Source organism: Pseudomonas eucalypticola, assembly GCF_013374995.1.
Classification (GTDB): domain Bacteria; phylum Pseudomonadota; class Gammaproteobacteria; order Pseudomonadales; family Pseudomonadaceae; genus Aquipseudomonas; species Aquipseudomonas eucalypticola.
Window position 1 is genome coordinate 1691007 of sequence record NZ_CP056030.1, and the last position, 15827, is coordinate 1706833.

The 15827-nt window shown below is 63.6% G+C and carries 14 protein-coding genes; 4 read left to right on the top strand and 10 right to left on the bottom strand.

Annotated elements, in window-relative coordinates:
* Positions 1–19: 19 nt before the first annotated feature.
* From HWQ56_RS07840 to puuE, 4 genes are all read right to left on the bottom strand, one after another.
* On the bottom strand, positions 20–523 hold the full coding sequence (locus HWQ56_RS07840) for an ureidoglycolate lyase (protein WP_158157620.1): 504 nt from the start codon (positions 521–523) through the stop codon (positions 20–22).
* Between the two features lie 139 nt (positions 524–662).
* Positions 663–1658 carry an allantoicase gene (gene alc, locus HWQ56_RS07845; protein WP_176570146.1) on the bottom strand — a complete coding sequence of 332 codons (996 nt, stop codon included), beginning with the start codon at positions 1656–1658 and terminating at the stop codon, positions 663–665.
* 40 nt (positions 1659–1698) lie between these two features.
* Positions 1699–2214 (bottom strand): 2-oxo-4-hydroxy-4-carboxy-5-ureidoimidazoline decarboxylase, encoded by a 516-nt coding sequence (gene uraD, locus HWQ56_RS07850; RefSeq protein ID WP_158157618.1) that lies wholly within the window; start codon positions 2212–2214, stop codon positions 1699–1701.
* Positions 2211–3140, bottom strand: coding sequence for an allantoinase PuuE (gene puuE, locus HWQ56_RS07855; RefSeq protein ID WP_176570147.1), 930 nt, complete (start codon positions 3138–3140; stop codon positions 2211–2213). Before puuE ends, uraD begins: the two co-directional genes overlap by 4 nt.
* A gap of 379 nt (positions 3141–3519) precedes the next feature.
* On the opposite strand from puuE, the gene uraH reads away from it, so the two are divergent.
* Both uraH and HWQ56_RS07865 read left to right on the top strand, forming a co-directional pair.
* On the top strand, positions 3520–3873 hold the full coding sequence (gene uraH, locus HWQ56_RS07860) for a hydroxyisourate hydrolase (RefSeq protein ID WP_176570148.1): 354 nt from the start codon (positions 3520–3522) through the stop codon (positions 3871–3873).
* A gap of 222 nt (positions 3874–4095) precedes the next feature.
* Positions 4096–5580 (top strand): YdgA family protein, encoded by a 1485-nt coding sequence (locus HWQ56_RS07865; RefSeq protein WP_158157615.1) that lies wholly within the window; start codon positions 4096–4098, stop codon positions 5578–5580.
* Positions 5581–5630: 50 nt separating this feature from the next.
* On the opposite strand, the gene HWQ56_RS07870 is transcribed toward HWQ56_RS07865, so the two are convergent.
* Both HWQ56_RS07870 and HWQ56_RS07875 read right to left on the bottom strand, forming a co-directional pair.
* On the bottom strand, positions 5631–6257 hold the full coding sequence (locus HWQ56_RS07870) for a LysE family translocator (protein WP_158157614.1): 627 nt from the start codon (positions 6255–6257) through the stop codon (positions 5631–5633).
* A gap of 11 nt (positions 6258–6268) precedes the next feature.
* On the bottom strand, positions 6269–7618 hold the full coding sequence (locus tag HWQ56_RS07875) for an NCS2 family permease (protein ID WP_158157613.1): 1350 nt from the start codon (positions 7616–7618) through the stop codon (positions 6269–6271).
* 321 nt (positions 7619–7939) lie between these two features.
* On the opposite strand from HWQ56_RS07875, the gene HWQ56_RS07880 reads away from it, so the two are divergent.
* Positions 7940–8692 carry a GntR family transcriptional regulator gene (locus HWQ56_RS07880; protein ID WP_176570149.1) on the top strand — a complete coding sequence of 251 codons (753 nt, stop codon included), beginning with the start codon at positions 7940–7942 and terminating at the stop codon, positions 8690–8692.
* Between the two features lie 111 nt (positions 8693–8803).
* Here HWQ56_RS07880 and guaD read toward each other — a convergent pair whose 3' ends face one another.
* From guaD to xdhA, 4 genes are read right to left on the bottom strand one after another with little or no spacing between them, the layout of a single operon-like run.
* Positions 8804–10108 (bottom strand): guanine deaminase, encoded by a 1305-nt coding sequence (guaD, locus tag HWQ56_RS07885; RefSeq protein WP_158157611.1) that lies wholly within the window; start codon positions 10106–10108, stop codon positions 8804–8806.
* Positions 10109–10121: 13 nt separating this feature from the next.
* Positions 10122–10958 carry a xanthine dehydrogenase accessory protein XdhC gene (gene xdhC / locus HWQ56_RS07890; protein WP_158157610.1) on the bottom strand — a complete coding sequence of 279 codons (837 nt, stop codon included), beginning with the start codon at positions 10956–10958 and terminating at the stop codon, positions 10122–10124.
* Between the two features lie 13 nt (positions 10959–10971).
* The gene (gene xdhB, locus HWQ56_RS07895) at positions 10972–13374 is read right to left on the bottom strand and encodes a xanthine dehydrogenase molybdopterin binding subunit (protein ID WP_158157609.1); all 2403 of its coding nucleotides are present in this window, start codon (positions 13372–13374) and stop codon (positions 10972–10974) included.
* On the bottom strand, positions 13367–14806 hold the full coding sequence (gene xdhA / locus HWQ56_RS07900) for a xanthine dehydrogenase small subunit (RefSeq protein ID WP_176570150.1): 1440 nt from the start codon (positions 14804–14806) through the stop codon (positions 13367–13369). Before xdhA ends, xdhB begins: the two co-directional genes overlap by 8 nt.
* A gap of 360 nt (positions 14807–15166) precedes the next feature.
* On the opposite strand from xdhA, the gene HWQ56_RS07905 reads away from it, so the two are divergent.
* Positions 15167–15826, top strand: coding sequence for a GntR family transcriptional regulator (locus HWQ56_RS07905; RefSeq protein WP_158157607.1), 660 nt, complete (start codon positions 15167–15169; stop codon positions 15824–15826).
* The last annotated feature ends 1 nt before the right edge of the window (position 15827 follow it).

The following is a 15827-nucleotide window of genomic DNA, read 5'->3' on the forward strand; positions in this document are numbered from 1 at the left end:
TGCAATGGCCAGCCTTCTCTTATTGGTGGGGGGCGAGGATCAGTAATTCGTCCTCATTGAAGAAATGCTCGTCGCAGTTGTTACCGGAACCACTGCGATCAACCACCAGGAAGTCATCCCGCTTTTCGATCGTCAGCACCGGGTGGTGCCATACGCCGCGATGGTAATTGATGCCCTGCCTGCCATTGGTGATGAAGGCGCGGACCAAGCCTGATACAGGTGCATCGCCACGTGGCGCGACCACGATCAGAAAGGGGTTGCCCAGCAGCGGCACGAAGGCCTGGCTGCCAAGCGGGTGGCGCTCCAGCATGCGCACGGTCAACGGCATGTCCAGCACGTCGGCGCGGAAGATGCTGATGATCGCCTTGTCGTCGGGCGTGGCGGTCTCGACCGTGGCCAGACGGTGAAAACGCATGGTCGAGCCATTGTTGATCATGAAGTGGTCGCTGCCGTCGGTTTCGATCACGTCACCGAAGGGGGCGAAGGCTTCTTTGGTCAGGGGCTCGATCACTAGTGTGCGCATTGTTCTATCTCTGTTCGATGTGCTTGATCACTGCGGGGCCGGGGGTGGTTCGGGAAGCGGCCGGCGCGGTAGCGCTGAAGCGCCGCGGTGTCCTTTTCCCGAGCTTCGCCCGGTCCCACAGGGTTTTGCGACCTGCTCGTTATTTGGCGACCTTGCCGAGCACGCGCAAGCGGCTCACGCCGCCGTCCGGGAACACGTTCAGGCGGATGTGGGTGATGGGCCCCAGGTCCTTGATCTGCTCCTGGAAGCTGTGCTCCTGGTGCATCTGCAGTTTCTGGCTGGGCAGCAGCTCGCGCCAGAACAGGCTCTGGGTCTCGATCTGGCTGTCGGTGCCGCCTTTGACGAACGCACCCTGGATGGAGCAGCTGTCCGGGTAGTTGCCCTTGAAGTGCAGGGTGTCGACGATCACTTGCTCCACGGTGCCGGCGTGGCCCAGGGCGACGATCACCCAGTCATTGCCGGGCGTGCGGCGGCGTGCGGTTTCCCAGCCGTCGCCCATGTTGATCCCGCGGCCCGGGTTGAGGATGTTGCTCATGCGCCCAAAGTGCTCGTCGGAGCAGGCCAGGGCACGGCCGCCGTTGAGGGCGCTGGCCAGGTCCACCTGTTCGTTGTCGCCAATGGCCGACCAGTCGCGGAACGGCACGCCGTACACCCGCAGGCGGGCCACGCCGCCGTCCGGGTAGATGTTGAAGCGCAGGTGGGTGTACGCCTGGGCATCCTTGATTTCGTGGTAATGGTGGCTGTTGCCCTGCAGCTCGACCGCCGCCAGCACTTCAGCCCACTGGGTGGCGTCGGTCGGGTCACCCTCGGCCACGAAACAGCCTTCCAGCGAAGCTGAAGGGGGGAAATTGCCGGTGAAGAACGAGGTGTCGATGTCCACGCCCTTGATCGAGCCCGGCACGCCCAGGCGGATCACCGCGCTGTCGTAGCCTTCGAAGCGCTTGCGGCGCGATTCCCAGCCGTCCATCCACTTGCCGTTGTCGTCGAACACGCCTTCTTTCCACACCGCGGGGGTGGGCTGGAACAGGCGGTTGACGTCGGCGAACCAGTCGTCGGTGACCGAGATGGCCTGGGTGCCCAGGCGCGCGTCGGCCAGGTTGACGAACTTCTCGAAGGGTACGGCGTATGCTTTCATTTTTTCTTGTCTGCCTTGAATGAGGGGCTGGGGAGGGCGGTTACAGGGTCAGTAATCGGAACAGGGCAATCTTGTTGATCTGCGCCAGGGCTTCCTTGAACTCGGCCTCGACCGAGTTGTGGATGCGCACTTCGAACGCGGCGAGAATCTGATGCCGGTTGCTGCCTTTGACTGCCATGATGAAGGGGAACCTGAACTTGGCCTTGTAGGCGTCGTTCAGCTCCGTGAAGCGCTGGAACTCTTCGGTGGTGCATTGGTGAATACCGGCGCCGGCCTGTTCGTGGGTGCTGGCTTCGGTCAGTTCGCCCTGGACGGCGGCTTTGCCGGCCAGGTCGGGGTGCGCGTTGATCAACGCCAGCTGGCTGGCGTGGTCGGCGCTCAACAGGATGTCGCTCATGCGCTGGTGCAGGGTTTCGATCTGGTCCAGTTCGGGGCCCTGGCCCAGGTCGAAGGCTTTGCGGGCCACCCATGGCGAGTGCTCGTAGATGTCGGCGAAGGCGGCGACAAAGGCGTCACGGTCCAGTTCGGACGGCTTGAGGGTCTGGAAAGCGGTCATTGCGCGGCCTCTGCCTGGTACGGGTGGGTCTCGTGCCAGTGCCGGGCGATGTCGACGCGGCGGGCGAACCACACCCGGTCGTGGCCCTGCACGTAGTCGATGAAACGCTTGAGCGAGGCCAGCCGCGCTGGGCGGCCGATCAGCCGGCAGTGCAGGCCGATGGAGAGCATCTTCGGTGCTTCGGCACCCTCGGCGTACAGCACGTCGAAGGCGTCCTTCAGGTATTCGAAGAAGTCATCGCCCTTGTTGAAACCCTGCACCTGGGTGAAGCGCATGTCGTTGGTGTCCAGGGTGTAGGGGATCACCAGGTGCGGCTTGCCGGTGGGGTTGTTGCCTTCCCAGTAGGGCAGGTCATCGTCATAGGTGTCGGAGTCGTAGAGGAAGCCGCCTTCCTCCATCACCAGCCGGCGGGTGTTGGGGCCGGTGCGGCCGGTGTACCAGCCCAGCGGGCGCTCGCCGCTGATCTCGGTGAGGATGCGGATGGCTTCGAGCATGTGCTCGCGCTCTTGGGCCTCGTCCATGTACTGGTAGTCGATCCAGCGGTAGCCGTGGCTGCAGATCTCATGGCCGGCGGCGACCATGGCACGGATCACGTCCGGGTGGCGCTGGGCGGCCATGGCCACGGCGAAGATGGTCAGCGGAATGCCGGCGTCCTTGAACACCTTGAGCACCCGCCACACGCCGGCACGGCTGCCGTATTCGTACAGCGACTCCATGCTCATGTTGCGTTCGCCCTGCAACGGCTGGGCGGCGACCATTTCGGACAGGAACGCTTCGGACTCCTTGTCACCGTGCAGGATAGTGCGCTCGCCGCCTTCCTCGTAATTGAGCACGAACGACAGGGCGATGCGCGCGTTGCCCGGCCAATGGGGGTGGGGCGGGTTGGGGCCGTAACCGATCAGGTCGCGTGGGTAGTCAGCGCTCACTGCATTCTTCCTTCTTCGCGTCGTGGGTTGGCGGGAGGCCCTGATGAGGTTGGCCGCCCGACGATGGCTTGATTGTATACAACTTTATCGACGACTTGTAAGCCTGTTTTTTGCCAATCATCGCATTCAGTGGTGGATTCTTCTCCTGCAAAATACTTGCCCATTTGGTCAGGTATCTTCAGCGAGAGCGCTGCACGGCTTGTGTTTGGCAGCATAGTCCCCGTTATCGGCAGGCCGGGCTGACAGTGAAAAAAAGCGCTGTTTATTGTGTACAATATCCATTAAAAGTGTCTTAATAACCTCATCTTCGACTTCCGTTACGCCCCATAGTGGGGCGTCAACAACCGGGTAAATGAACGAAAATGAGGCGCGAGACCCAATGGGACGTTTGACTACGCATGTGCTGGATGCCGCCCACGGCTGCCCCGGCAGCTCCATCGCGGTGCAGCTATACCGCGTCGAAGGCCAGCAATTGACCCTGGTGGCCACGGCGTTGACCAACAGTGACGGTCGTTGTGACGCACCGTTGTTGCAGGGTGATGACTACCGCACCGGCGTCTACCAACTGCAATTTGCGGCTGGCGACTACTACCGCGCCAAATCGGTGCAAATGCCGGACCAGCCTTTCCTGGATGTAGTCGTGCTGCGCTTCGGCATCAGCGCCGAACAGGACCATTACCACGTGCCGTTGCTGCTCTCGCCTTACAGCTATTCCACCTACCGCGGCAGTTGACCTGTCGCGTTGCTTCGTTGGTACCTCTTGCCCGCCCACACTGCGGGCTTTTTTATGTTTTTCACGGATTGCCGGGAAAGTTGGTTGTCCCTACAAAGATCTGTGGTGGTGCCACCCACTTGCCCAGCCTTGACCTAAACCTTTTCCCGACGAAACACTCTAACCGCCCGTTCACGTTACTATTCCCTTCCTCCTACCGAACGGAACTCGTCGAGTCGATCTATGAAAAAAGCAGCAGGTATTGCAGCAGGCGTCGTCATTGCCGTAGGCGTCATCGCCACCGCCGGCGCCTGGTACACCGGCACGCGCCTGGAAGGCGTGCTGCAGGATGCGGTTCGCCAGGCCAACGAACAATTCGCCCAGTCCGGCACCACCGCCGAAGGCAAACCGCAGTTCAGCGCCGAGCTGGTCTCCCTGGACCGCCACCTGTTCAGCAGCACCGCCCACTACCGCCTGAACGTGCAAATGCCGCATTCCCAGGTGGCCCACTTCCAGTTGGTCGACCATATCGAACACGGCCCCTTTCCTTTGTCGCGGGTGACATCCCTGCGCCTGACACCGGTGATGGCCGCCAGCAACACGCAGTTGGAAAAGACCGCCGACACCGAGAAGTGGTTTGCCCTGAACAAGGACCAGACTCCGGTGACCGGCCACGCGGTCATTCATTACGACCGCAGCAGCGAGACCACCTTCGAGTTCCTGCCCCTGGAAGCCAAGGAACCGGGCAAAACCGTGAAGTTCTCCGGGCTTACCCTGCAGGTCAACGGCACCGCCGACGCGCAGAAGTACGAGCTCAATGGCAGCATGGACAGCCTGTCCGTGGACGTGGCGGGCGAGAACGGCCCGGTACATGCCGACGCCAGCGGCCTGACGCTATACAGCGGCGGCACCAAGGGCCAGTCCGGCTTCTACCTGGGCCACACCGAATTGAAACTGGCCACCGCCAACGTGCAGGCGCCGAATGCGCCGGCGGTGGCCGTGAAGGACTTTTCCGGTGCTGGCCTGATGCAGGAAGTGGAAGGGAAACTGTCTGCCGAAGCCACCTACCAGATCGGCGGCCTGACCCTGGGCAACCAGGACGTAGGTAGCGCGCAGATGGTGTGGAAACTCGACAACTTCGATATCCAGGCCACCAAGTCGCTGTATGCCCTGTACCTGAGCAAGATCGCCCCGCAGCAGCAGGCGGCCGCGGCCCAAGGCGTGCCTCTGCAAGTACACCTGAGCGATACCGACCAACAGCAGCTCAATGCCGACCTGCTGACCTTGCTGGCCGCCAAGCCGCACATCGAACTGCAACGCCTGTCGCTGAAAACGGCCAATGGTGAGAGCCAGGCCAGCCTGGCGGTGGATTTGACCAGCCCCGGCTCGCTGGACGACCAGACCCAGGACCTGGGCAAGAAAGCCATTGGCCTGGTGGACGCCAAGGTGACCTTGTCCAAGCCCATGCTGGCGGACCTGGCGACCGTACAGGCGCACCTGCAGGGCCAGACCGACAAGGACGCCGTGGCGCTGCAAGCCAAGAACGTCAGTGACTCGGTCGGTGGCATGGCGGTGATGACCCAGTTGGGCAAGGTGGAAGGCGACAACATCACCAGCCGCCTGCATTACGCCGACGGCGTGGTCGACTTCAACGGCCAGAAGATGACGCCCGAGCAATTCGCCGGCTTCATCGCCAACCTGCTGGGTCAGCAGCAAACCCAACGCTGATCACCGGCGTTGCATCGCTCCGTGTGGGGCCGCTCCGGAAGGGGAGCGGCTCAATGGCTGAGCAACGCCGCCGCCCCCGCGCCGCCGAACAGGGCGGCGCTCACCCGGTTGAACCAGCTCTGCCCGCGCCCGGTACGCAGGTAGCGCGCCGCGCCGTGGGCGCCCAGGCCGTAACCCAGTTTGCACAGCAGGTCGAGCACCGCCCAGGTGGCGATCATGATGCCCAGCTGCGCCGCCAGGGAATGCTCGGCGTTGAGAAACTGCGGCAAAAACGCGGCGAAAAACAGAATGTCCTTGGGGTTGCTGGCGCCCAGCGCAAAGGCGCGCCAGAACAGCGGGCCAAAGCGTGGGGCGGGCAGGGCAGCGGGCACCTCGGCGGCGCTGGGCGCCTGGCGCGACTGCTGCCAGCTTTGCCAGGCCAGGTAGAACAGGTACAGCGCCCCCAGCAGTTTCAAGGCGCTGAACACCTGCTCCGACGCCATCAGCAACGCACCCAAGCCCAGCGCCGAAGCGCTGAGCAGGCAGATGGAGGCGCTGACCCCGCCCAGGAACGCCGGGTAGGAGCGGCGCACGCCGTAGTTCAGGCTGTTGCCGATCATCAGCAGCGACAGTGGCCCGGGAATCACGATCACCACCAGGGCCGCGGCGCTGAACAACAGCCAGGTTTCCACACTCATTGTGCTCTCCTCTACAGAAACACGAACTTGGCGATGAAAATGACGCACAGCACCCACAGGCTCAGGGAAATCTCCTTCCACTTGCCTGTGCCCGCCTTCAGCGCCACATAGGTAATGAACCCCAGGGCGATACCGTCCGCCACCGAGAAGGTCAGGGGCATCATGATGGCCGTGACGATGGCTGGAATGCTGTCGGTAGCGTCATCCCAGTTGATGTGCGCCATGCCGCTCATCATCAGCATGGCCACGTAGATCAGTGCGCCGGCCGTAGCATAAGCCGGAATCATGCCAGCCAGCGGCGCGAAAAACATCGCGGCGATGAACAGCAAGCCCACGGTGACGGCGGTCAGCCCGGTACGGCCACCCGCCGCCACACCGGCGGCGCTTTCCACGTAGCTGGTCACCGGCGGCACGCCGACCATGGCGCCGAACACACTGGACGCGCTGTCAGCCTTCAACGCCCGGGACAGGTTGTCGATGCGCCCATCGGCCTGCACCAGACCGGCCCGTTGGGCCACGCCCATCAGGGTGCCGGCGGTGTCGAACATGTGCACGAACAGAAAGGCGAGCACCACGCTGATCATGCTGACGTTGAACACCCCGGCGATGTCCATGGCCATCCAGGTAGGCGCCAGGCTGGGCGGCAGCGAGAACACCCCGCCGTACTGGACGATGCCCAGGCCCCAGCCGATCAAGGTGACCGTGACGATGCTGATGAGAATGGCGCCGAACACCCGGTGGTAGCTGAGCACGGCGATCATCAGAAAGCACAGGGCACTGAGCAGCGGCCCGGCCTGGTGCAGCGAGCCCAGCTTGATCAGCGTGGCGGAGCTGGCGACGATGATGCCCGAGGTCTTCAGGCCGATCACCCCCAGGAACAGCCCCACGCCCGCACCCATGGCATGGCGCAGGCTCACCGGGATGCTGTTGAGCAACCATTCGCGCACCCGCGACAGGGTCAGCACCATGAACAGCACGCCGGAAATGAACACCGCACCCAGGGCGGTCTGCCAGGAATAGCCCATGGTGCCTACCACCGTGTAGGTGAAGAAGGCATTCAGGCCCATGCCGGGCGCCAGGCCTACCGGCCAGTTGGCGTACAGGCCCATCAACAGGCAGCCCAGGGCGGCGGCGATGCAGGTGGCGACGAAGGCGGCGCCATGGTCGATGCCGGCGTCGGCCATGATGTTGGGGTTGACGAAAATGATGTAGGCCATGGTGATGAAGGTCGTCAGCCCGGCGATCAGTTCGGTGCGCACCGTGGTGCCGTGCAGGCTGAGCTTGAACAGGCGCTCCAGCAGGCCGCGGCGCGGCGGCGATGCGAGGTCCAGGGGTGCGGCTTCGGTTTTGTGGCTTTCCACAGCAAGTTACTCCTCAAGGCTTTTGTTGTTGTCCGGTGCCGCCGTGCGAAGGACGGCGGCACCGTGAGGCAGGTAAAAGTGGCGGAGCGCGCGACGGTTTGTTATTTGACCTTTGAGTCAGGTTTGTCGCTGTGACGGATTATGCGGTTGTATACAAATAAATCCAATAATGTTTTTTGATTTGTACTCAGGTTATTTTCCGATGCTGGCATATGGGGGCCAGGGGTAGTTGCCAAGTGCCGCTATGCTTGACCTGACACAAGCCCGTGGCCCTGTGTACAATGGGCCATACTGCCGCCGCAACCACGCCTTCGAGTGCCCATGAACGAACAGCTGCAACCCCTCAAGAAACCTTCGCGCACGGCCAAGGCCGGGCGCCTCGGTACCCAGGACGACATTGTCTACGCCCACATTTTCGAGGCCATCCTCGAACAGCGCCTGGCACCCGGGACCAAATTGAGCGAGGAAGCGCTGGGCGAGATCTTTGGCGTCAGCCGCACCATCATCCGCCGTGCCTTGTCGCGCCTGGCGCACGAAGGGGTAGTGTTGTTGCGGCCCAATCGCGGCGCAGTGGTGGCCAGCCCCAGCGTTGAGGAAGCCCGGCAGGTGTTCTTCGCCCGGCGCATGGTCGAGCGCGCCATCACGGAGCTTGCGGTAGAGCACGCTACGGGCGAACAGTTGGCCGAGCTGCGGCAGATGGTGCTGGATGAGCGCGAGAGCTTTTCCCGGGGCGACCGTGGCGCCGGCATTCGCCTGTCGGGTGAGTTCCACCTCAAACTGGCCGAGGCGGCGAAGAACGCGCCACTGATCAGCTTCCAGCGCAGCCTGGTATCGCAGACTTCGCTGATCATCGCCCAGTACGAAAGCGGCAACCGCTCGCACTGCTCCTACGACGAGCACACCCAGCTGATCGACGCCATCGAAGCACGGGACGTGGTCAAAGCGGTGGACCTGATGATGCACCACATGGACCACATCGACAGCAAGCTCAACCTGGACGACGACAGTGCATCGGATGACCTGCACGCAGTGTTCTCACACCTGCTGCAAGGCAAGAAAACCACCAAAGCGTAGCAGCGGACCCGGCCGCGTCACAGGCGCCGCGCGGCATCAGGCACACCGCATGCACCGCCGACGCGGCCAGGTCCGCTGCTACGCGGCTCGCAAGGACCCGGCCGGCGCGGGTTAACGCTGGTGTACCTTGGCGCCAGCGGCGTAGGTGGCCTGCACCGTGCGGTCGTCACCCAGGGTGGTCAATACGAACAGGGTCTCTTCGATGCTTTTGGACTGCTTGATGCGGTACGACAGCAACGGCGTTGCGTTGTAGTCCAGTACCAGGAAGTCGGCATCGCTGCCCGCCTGCAGGCTGCCCACCTTGTCTTCCAGGCGCAACGCCCGCGCGCCGCCCAGGGTCGCCAGGTACAGCGACTTGAAGGGGCTCAACCGCGCACCCTGCAGCTGCATCACCTTGTAGGCCTCGTTCAGGGTCTGCAGCAGCGAGAAGCTGGTACCACCCCCCACGTCCGTGCCCAGGCCTACGTTGAGCTTGTGTTTCTCGGCCATGGGCAGGTTGAACAGGCCGCTGCCCAGGAAGAAGTTCGACGTCGGGCAGAAGGACACCGCCGAGCCGGTTTCGGCCAGGCGCGCGCATTCGGCGTCGCACAGGTGCACGCCGTGGGCGAACACCGAGCGCTCACCCAGCAGCTGGTAATGGTCGTAGACGTCCAGGTAGCCCTTGCGCTCGGGGAACAGCGCCTTGACCCATTCGATTTCCTTGAGGTTTTCGCTGATGTGGGTCTGCATGTACACATCAGGGTATTCGGCCAGCAACTGCCCGGCCACGGTCAGCTGTTCTGGGGTGCTGGTGGGGGCGAAACGCGGGGTGACCGCGTAGTGCAGGCGGCCCTTGCCGTGCCAGCGCTCGATCAGCGCCTTGCTGTCGGTGTAGCTGCTTTGGGCCGTGTCCACCAGGTAGTCGGGGGCGTTGCGGTCCATCATCACCTTGCCGGCGATCATGCGCAGGTCGAGCTTCTCGGCCGCTTCGAAGAAGGCATTCACCGACTCGGGGTGCACGCTGCCGAACACCAGGGCGGTGGTGGTGCCGTTGCGCAGCAGTTCCTTGATGAAGATGTCGGCCACTTCGTCGGCGTGGGCCTTGTCGGCGAACTGGCTTTCAAACGGGAAGGTGTAGGTGTTCAGCCAGTCCAGCAGTTGCTCGCCGTAGGAGCCGATCATGCCGGTTTGCGGCAGGTGGATGTGCGTGTCGATGAACCCTGGGGTAATCAGGGCATCGGTGTACTGCTCGATGATGAGGTCGCCAGGCAGCGTCGGCAGCAACGCTTCGGCATGGCCGACGGCACTGATCTTGCCGTCCTCGACCACCAGCAGGCCGTCGGCGAAGTATTCGTACGAGGCGTCGATGCCCACGTCGGCAGGGTCGCCAATGCTGTGCAAAATGGCGGCGCGATAGGCTTTGCGGGTCAGGCTCATGGGGTTCCTTGTTTCAGGCTTGGCTGCGTCGCGAGTGCGGCAGCAGTTGGGCAATGGGTTCGGCGCTGGCAGTGGCCTGGCCGAAGTTTACGTTGTAGGTGGCAATGATTTCAGCGGCGACCGACACGGCGATCTCCATCGGCAATTTGCCTTTGACGTCCGCCAGGCCCATGGGGCACTTCATGCGTTGCACCACCTGCGGGTCGAAGCCGCGGTCGCGCAGGCGATGCTCGAACTTGACGCGTTTGGTTTTCGAGCCGATCAAGCCGAACCAGGCGAAATCGTTGCGCTTGAGGATGGCGGCGGTCAGTTCCAGGTCCAGGGCGTGGTTGTGGGTCATGACGATGCAATAGCAGCCCTTGGGCAGGTCAGCCACTTCATCCACCGGCTCTTCATTGACGATGGTGCGCACGCCTTCGGGGATGAGCGCAGGGAATTCCTGAGGCCGCGAGTCGATCCAGCGTACCCGGCAGGGCAGGCTGGCCAGCAAGGGCACCAGGGCGCGGCCGACGTGGCCGGCGCCAAACACGGCGATGTGGGCCTGCACCTGGCCCATGGGTTCGAACAACAACACCGTGACGCCGCCGCAGCACTGGCCCAGGCTGGCCCCGAGGCTGAAGCGCTCCAGGCGCGTGCCGTGCTGGCCGGTGGCGAGCATCTCGCGGGCGATGTGCATGGCCTTGTATTCCAGGTGGCCGCCACCGATGGTGTCGTACAGCCGGGTGGCGCTGACCACCATCTTGGAGCCAGCATTGCGCGGCGTGGAGCCCTGTTCCTCGATGATGGTCACCAGTACGCAGGGTTCGCCTTGCTGCTGCAGTTCGGCCAGGGCGCTGATCCAGTTGTTCATGATCGCATGCACCTCAAATTTCCGTGGGTGCGGGCGTTGCCCGGGAAGGGGACGGTGTGGCCACCGCCTTGCGCATCTGCTCACACCCCCACAACACCCGCTCGGGTGTCGCGGGCGCATCGATCAGCGGCTGCACCTTGTAGTCAGCCAGGCTCGCCACCGCGTCCTTGATCGCGCACCAGGCGGCAATCCCCAGCATGAACGGCGGCTCGCCCACGGCCTTGGAATGGAACACCGTGTCTTCCGGGTTCTTGCGGTTCTCCACCAGCTTCACCCGCAGGTCGGCGGGCATGTCGGCCACCGCCGGGATCTTGTAGCTGGCCGGGCCGTTGGTCATCAGCTTGCCCTTGGCGTTCCACACCAGTTCCTCGGTGGTCAGCCAGCCCATGCCCTGAATATAGCCACCTTCCACTTGGCCGATGTCGATGGCCGGGTTCAGCGACGCACCCACGTCATGCAGGATGTCGGTGCGCAGCATCTTGTACTCGCCGGTCAGGGTATCGACCACCACTTCAGCGCAGGCCGCGCCGAAGGCAAAGTAGTAGAACGGCCGGCCGCGCGCCTGGCTGCGGTCGTAGAAGATCTTCGGGGTTTTGTAGTAGCCGGTGCTGGACAGCGACACCTGGCCCATCCACGCCTGCACGATCAGGTCAGCAAAGGGCATGATCAGCTCGCGCACGCGCACGTGGCCGTTGCGAAATTCCACGTCTTCATCGCTGACGCCGTATTTGCGCGCAGCGAACTCCACCAGCCGCTGCTTGATGGTTTCGGCAGCGTTCTGCGCGGCCTTGCCGTTCAGGTCGGCGCCGCTGGAGGCCGCCGTGGGCGAGGTGTTGGGCACCTTGTCGGTGTTGGTGGCGGTGATCTGGATGCGGTCTATGCCCACCTGGAACACTTCGGCCACCACCTGGGCGACCTTGGTGTTCAGGCCCTGGCCCATCTCGGTGCCGCCGTGGTTCAAGTGGATGCTGCCGTCGGTGTAGATGTGGATCAGGGCACCGGCCTGGTTGAGGAAGCTGGCGGTGAACGAGATGCCGAATTTGACCGGTGTCAGCGCCAGGCCTTTCTTCAGCACCGGGCTGTGGGCGTTGAAGCGGCGGATGGACTCGCGGCGCTCGTGGTATTCGCTGCTGGCTTCCAGTTCCGCGGTCATTTCGTCCAGCAGGTTGTGTTCCACCGTCTGGTAGTAGTGGGTGACGTTGCGGTCGGTCTTGCCGTAGTAATTGGCCTTGCGCACGGCCAGCGGGTCCAGGGCCAGGTGGCGGGCGATGCGGTCCATCACTTCCTCGATGGCGACCATGCCTTGCGGCCCGCCGAAGCCGCGGTAGGCGGTGTTGGAGGCGGTGTTGGTCTTGCAGCGGTGGCCGTTGATGGTGGCATCGCCCAGGTAGTACGAGTTGTCGGCGTGGAACATGGCGCGGTCGACGATGGAGGCCGACAGGTCCGGCGAGTAGCCGCAGTTGCCCGCCAGGTCCATGTGGATGCCGTGCAGGCGGCCACTGTCGTCGAAGCCCACGTCGTATTCCACGTAGAAGGGGTGGCGCTTGCCGGTCATGGACATGTCTTCCACCCGCGGCAGGCGCATCTTGGTGGGCTGGCCGGTGAGGTGGGCGACCACCGCGCACAGGCAGGCAGGGCTGGCCGCCTGGGTTTCCTTGCCGCCGAAGCCGCCGCCCATGCGGCGCATGTCCACCACCACCTTGTTCATCGACACGTCCAGCACCTCGGCCACCAGTTTCTGCACTTCGGTGGGGTTCTGGGTGGAGCAGTAGACGATCATGCCGCCGTCCTCGGTGGGCATCACCGAGGAGATCTGGGTTTCCAGGTAGAAGTGCTCCTGGCCGCCGATGTGCAGGCTGCCTTGCAGGCGGTGCGGGGCGCTGGCCAGGGCGGTGTCCGAATCGCCGCGCTTGTGGGTGTGGCTGTCGAGCACATAGTGCTGCTTGCGGAAGGCTTCGACCACGTCGAGCACCGGTTCCAGGTCCTCGTATTCGATGATCGCCGCCATCGCGGCCTTGCGCGCAGTTTCCAGGTCGCGCGCGGCCACGGCCACCACCGGCTGGCCAACGAATTCCACCCGGTCGATGGCCAGCAACGGGTCGCCAGGCAGTAGCGGGCCGATGTCCTTCAACCCCGGGATGTCTTCGTGGGTGATGGCGATGCGCACGCCCGCGAAGGCGTAGCAGGGCGCGGTGTCGACCTTGAGGATGCGCGCGTGGGCGCGGTCGGACAGCCGTGCATACACATGCAACTGGTTGGGAAATTCCAGGCGGTCATCGATGTACTGTGCCTCGCCCGAGACATGCTTGTCGGCGCTGTCATGCTTGACGCTGCGGCCCACGCCAGTGGTCAGGCCGGCGGCGAAGCGCTCGGCCAGCTGCGCCTGGGTCAGGGGTTCTGCGTGGTGGTTAGACATAGGCGGTCACCCGGGTCTCGGTGTGGGGCGATTGCTGCTCGATGAAATACTTGCGCAGCAGGTTCTGGGCGGCCAGCAGGCGGTATTCCTTGCTGGCACGAAAGTCCGACAGCGGCGTGAAGTCTTCGGCCAGGGCCGCGCAGGCGGCTTCCAGGGTCGCGTTGTTGAACACCTTGCCCAGCAACGCCGCTTCGCAGGCGTGGGCGCGTTTGGGAATGGCGGCCATGCCGCCGAAACCGGTGCGCACCTCGGTGATCACCTGGTCTTCGATGCGCAGGCTGAACGCCGCGCACACCGCCGAAATATCGTCGTCCAGGCGCTTGGACACCTTGTAGGCGCGGAAGCGGTGGCTGGCCTGGGCGCGTGGCACGATGATCTTCTCGATGAACTCGCTGTCCTGCCGCGCGGTGATGCGGTAGTCGATGAAATAGTCTTCCAGCGCCAGGGTGCGAGTGGTGTCGCCCTTGCGCAGCACGACCTGCGCGCCCAGGGCGATCAGCAGGGGCGGGCTGTCGCCGATGGGCGAGGCGTTGCCGATATTGCCGCCCAGGGTGCCCTGGTTACGGATCTGCAACGACGCGAAGCGCTGCAGCAGGTCACCGAAGTCGGGGTACTCGGCCTTCAAGGCTTCGTAGCAATCGGTGAGCGGGGTGGCGGCACCGATCTCCAGGCGGTCGTCGAAGTGCTCGATGCGTTTCATCTCCGCCACGTTGCCCACGTAGATCATCACCGGCAGCGTGCGGTGGAACTGGGTGACTTCCAGGGCCAGGTCGGTGCCGCCGGCCAGCAGCCGGGCTTCGGGGTGCGAGCCATAGAGGTCGGCCAGGTCCGCCACGGTCAGCGGCACCATGCAGCGTTTGTCGCCGCTGTTGAGTTCACCGGTTTCGCGCGGGGCGATGGCTTTCAGTTGGGCGATGGTCTCGGCCCGGGCCTGGTCGAACTGGTCGGGGCCCTGCTGGCCGCAGGCCTGGTCGGCGGCGGCGAGGATGGGCCGGTAGCCAGTGCAGCGGCACAGGTTGCCAGCCAGGGCTTCATGGGCCTTGTGGGGGTCGGGTTGGTCGATGTTCTTCTGCAGGGCAAACAGCGACATCACGAAGCCTGGGGTGCAGAACCCGCATTGGGAGCCGTGGCAATCGACCATGGCTTGCTGCACGCTGTGCAGTTGGCCCTTGTACTTGAGGTCTTCGACGCTGATCAGCTGCTTGCCGTGCAGTGAGGCGACGAACGTCAGGCAGGAGTTGAGGCTGCGGTAGCGCAGGCCATCACCCTCCAGCTCCGCCACCACCACGGTGCAGGCGCCGCAGTCGCCGCTGGCACAGCCTTCCTTGGTGCCGGGCTTTTTCAGGTGCGTGCGCAGGTACTCCAGCACGGTCAGGTTGGGGTCCAGCGCATGTTCACTGCGCAATTCCCGGTTGAGTAGAAACTGGATCACGGTATGGCCTCACTGACACATTTTGTTGTTGTCGGCCCAGAATCTCGCAAGTCTGGCTGGGCGGTCAACAATTTTCTGACTTTAAAGTCAGGTTTTCAGGCGAGCGGCATTTCCCCAGTCCCAGGGGTGCTTTTTTGTGGGACCAGGCGAAGCTCGGGAAACAGGCGACGCGTTCTCTCTGCTGGACGGTGGTGTTGCCTTCCCGAGCTGCGCCCGGTCCCACAAAGGGGTGCGTGGCCTGTCCTTCCCCGATTTTTTTGCTTAATTCATGCCAATAGGCCATGAACCCCTCTGCGATTGTGGGGGGCAAGTGCGCTACACTTCGCCGCTTGCCACGTTCAACGAGTTTGAAGGACAACCATGACGTTCAAGGCGCCGGACAGTCTCTCCGAGCAAATCGCCGATTACCTGGCCGAACGCATCATTCAGGGCGAACTCGCGCCCGGTGAGCGCATTCAGGAACAGAAAGTCACGGCTGCCCTCAATGTCAGCCGCGGCTCGGTGCGCGAGGCGCTGCTGATCCTGGAACGCCGCCATCTGATCGCGATCCTGCCGCGTCGTGGTGCACACGTGACCGAGTTGAGCGCCCATAAGGTGCAGAGCCTGTGCGCGCTGATGAGCGAGATGTACATCCTGCTCGGCACCGCCGTGGCCGAACGCTGGAAAGCCCAGGCCGACCTGGCGCCGTTCCTGGTGATCCAGCAACGCTTGACGGCGAGCCTGGAGCGCAAGGACATCAAGGCCTTCGTTGAGGATAGCTTCAACGTGATGCGCGCGACCTATCCGTTCGCCGACAACCCGTACCTGCAGGAAACCGTCGAGAACCTGCAGCCGGCCATGAGCCGTACCTATTACCTGGCGCTGGAACAGCGCAAGGCCACCATGGGCGATTACATGCACCTGTTCAACAGCCTGCTCGAAGCCGTGGTGGCCCGTGACCTGCCGCGTATTCGCCAGGTGCTGGGCGACTACACGCAGCGCAGTTGCCAGTTGGTGCTGGCCGCGCTGGCGGCGGACTGAC

Coding starts and splice junctions, on each gene's coding strand:
- HWQ56_RS07840 (WP_158157620.1), bottom strand. CDS start 523: ATGCGCACACTAGTGATCGAGCCCCTGACCAAAGAAGCCTTCGCCCCC.
- alc (WP_176570146.1), bottom strand. CDS start 1,658: ATGAAAGCATACGCCGTACCCTTCGAGAAGTTCGTCAACCTGGCCGAC.
- uraD (WP_158157618.1), bottom strand. CDS start 2,214: ATGACCGCTTTCCAGACCCTCAAGCCGTCCGAACTGGACCGTGACGCC.
- uraH (WP_176570148.1), top strand. CDS start 3,520: ATGGGACGTTTGACTACGCATGTGCTGGATGCCGCCCACGGCTGCCCC.
- HWQ56_RS07865 (WP_158157615.1), top strand. CDS start 4,096: ATGAAAAAAGCAGCAGGTATTGCAGCAGGCGTCGTCATTGCCGTAGGC.
- HWQ56_RS07870 (WP_158157614.1), bottom strand. CDS start 6,257: ATGAGTGTGGAAACCTGGCTGTTGTTCAGCGCCGCGGCCCTGGTGGTG.
- HWQ56_RS07880 (WP_176570149.1), top strand. CDS start 7,940: ATGAACGAACAGCTGCAACCCCTCAAGAAACCTTCGCGCACGGCCAAG.
- guaD (WP_158157611.1), bottom strand. CDS start 10,108: ATGAGCCTGACCCGCAAAGCCTATCGCGCCGCCATTTTGCACAGCATT.
- xdhC (WP_158157610.1), bottom strand. CDS start 10,958: ATGAACAACTGGATCAGCGCCCTGGCCGAACTGCAGCAGCAAGGCGAA.
- xdhB (WP_158157609.1), bottom strand. CDS start 13,374: ATGTCTAACCACCACGCAGAACCCCTGACCCAGGCGCAGCTGGCCGAG.
- HWQ56_RS07905 (WP_158157607.1), top strand. CDS start 15,167: ATGACGTTCAAGGCGCCGGACAGTCTCTCCGAGCAAATCGCCGATTAC.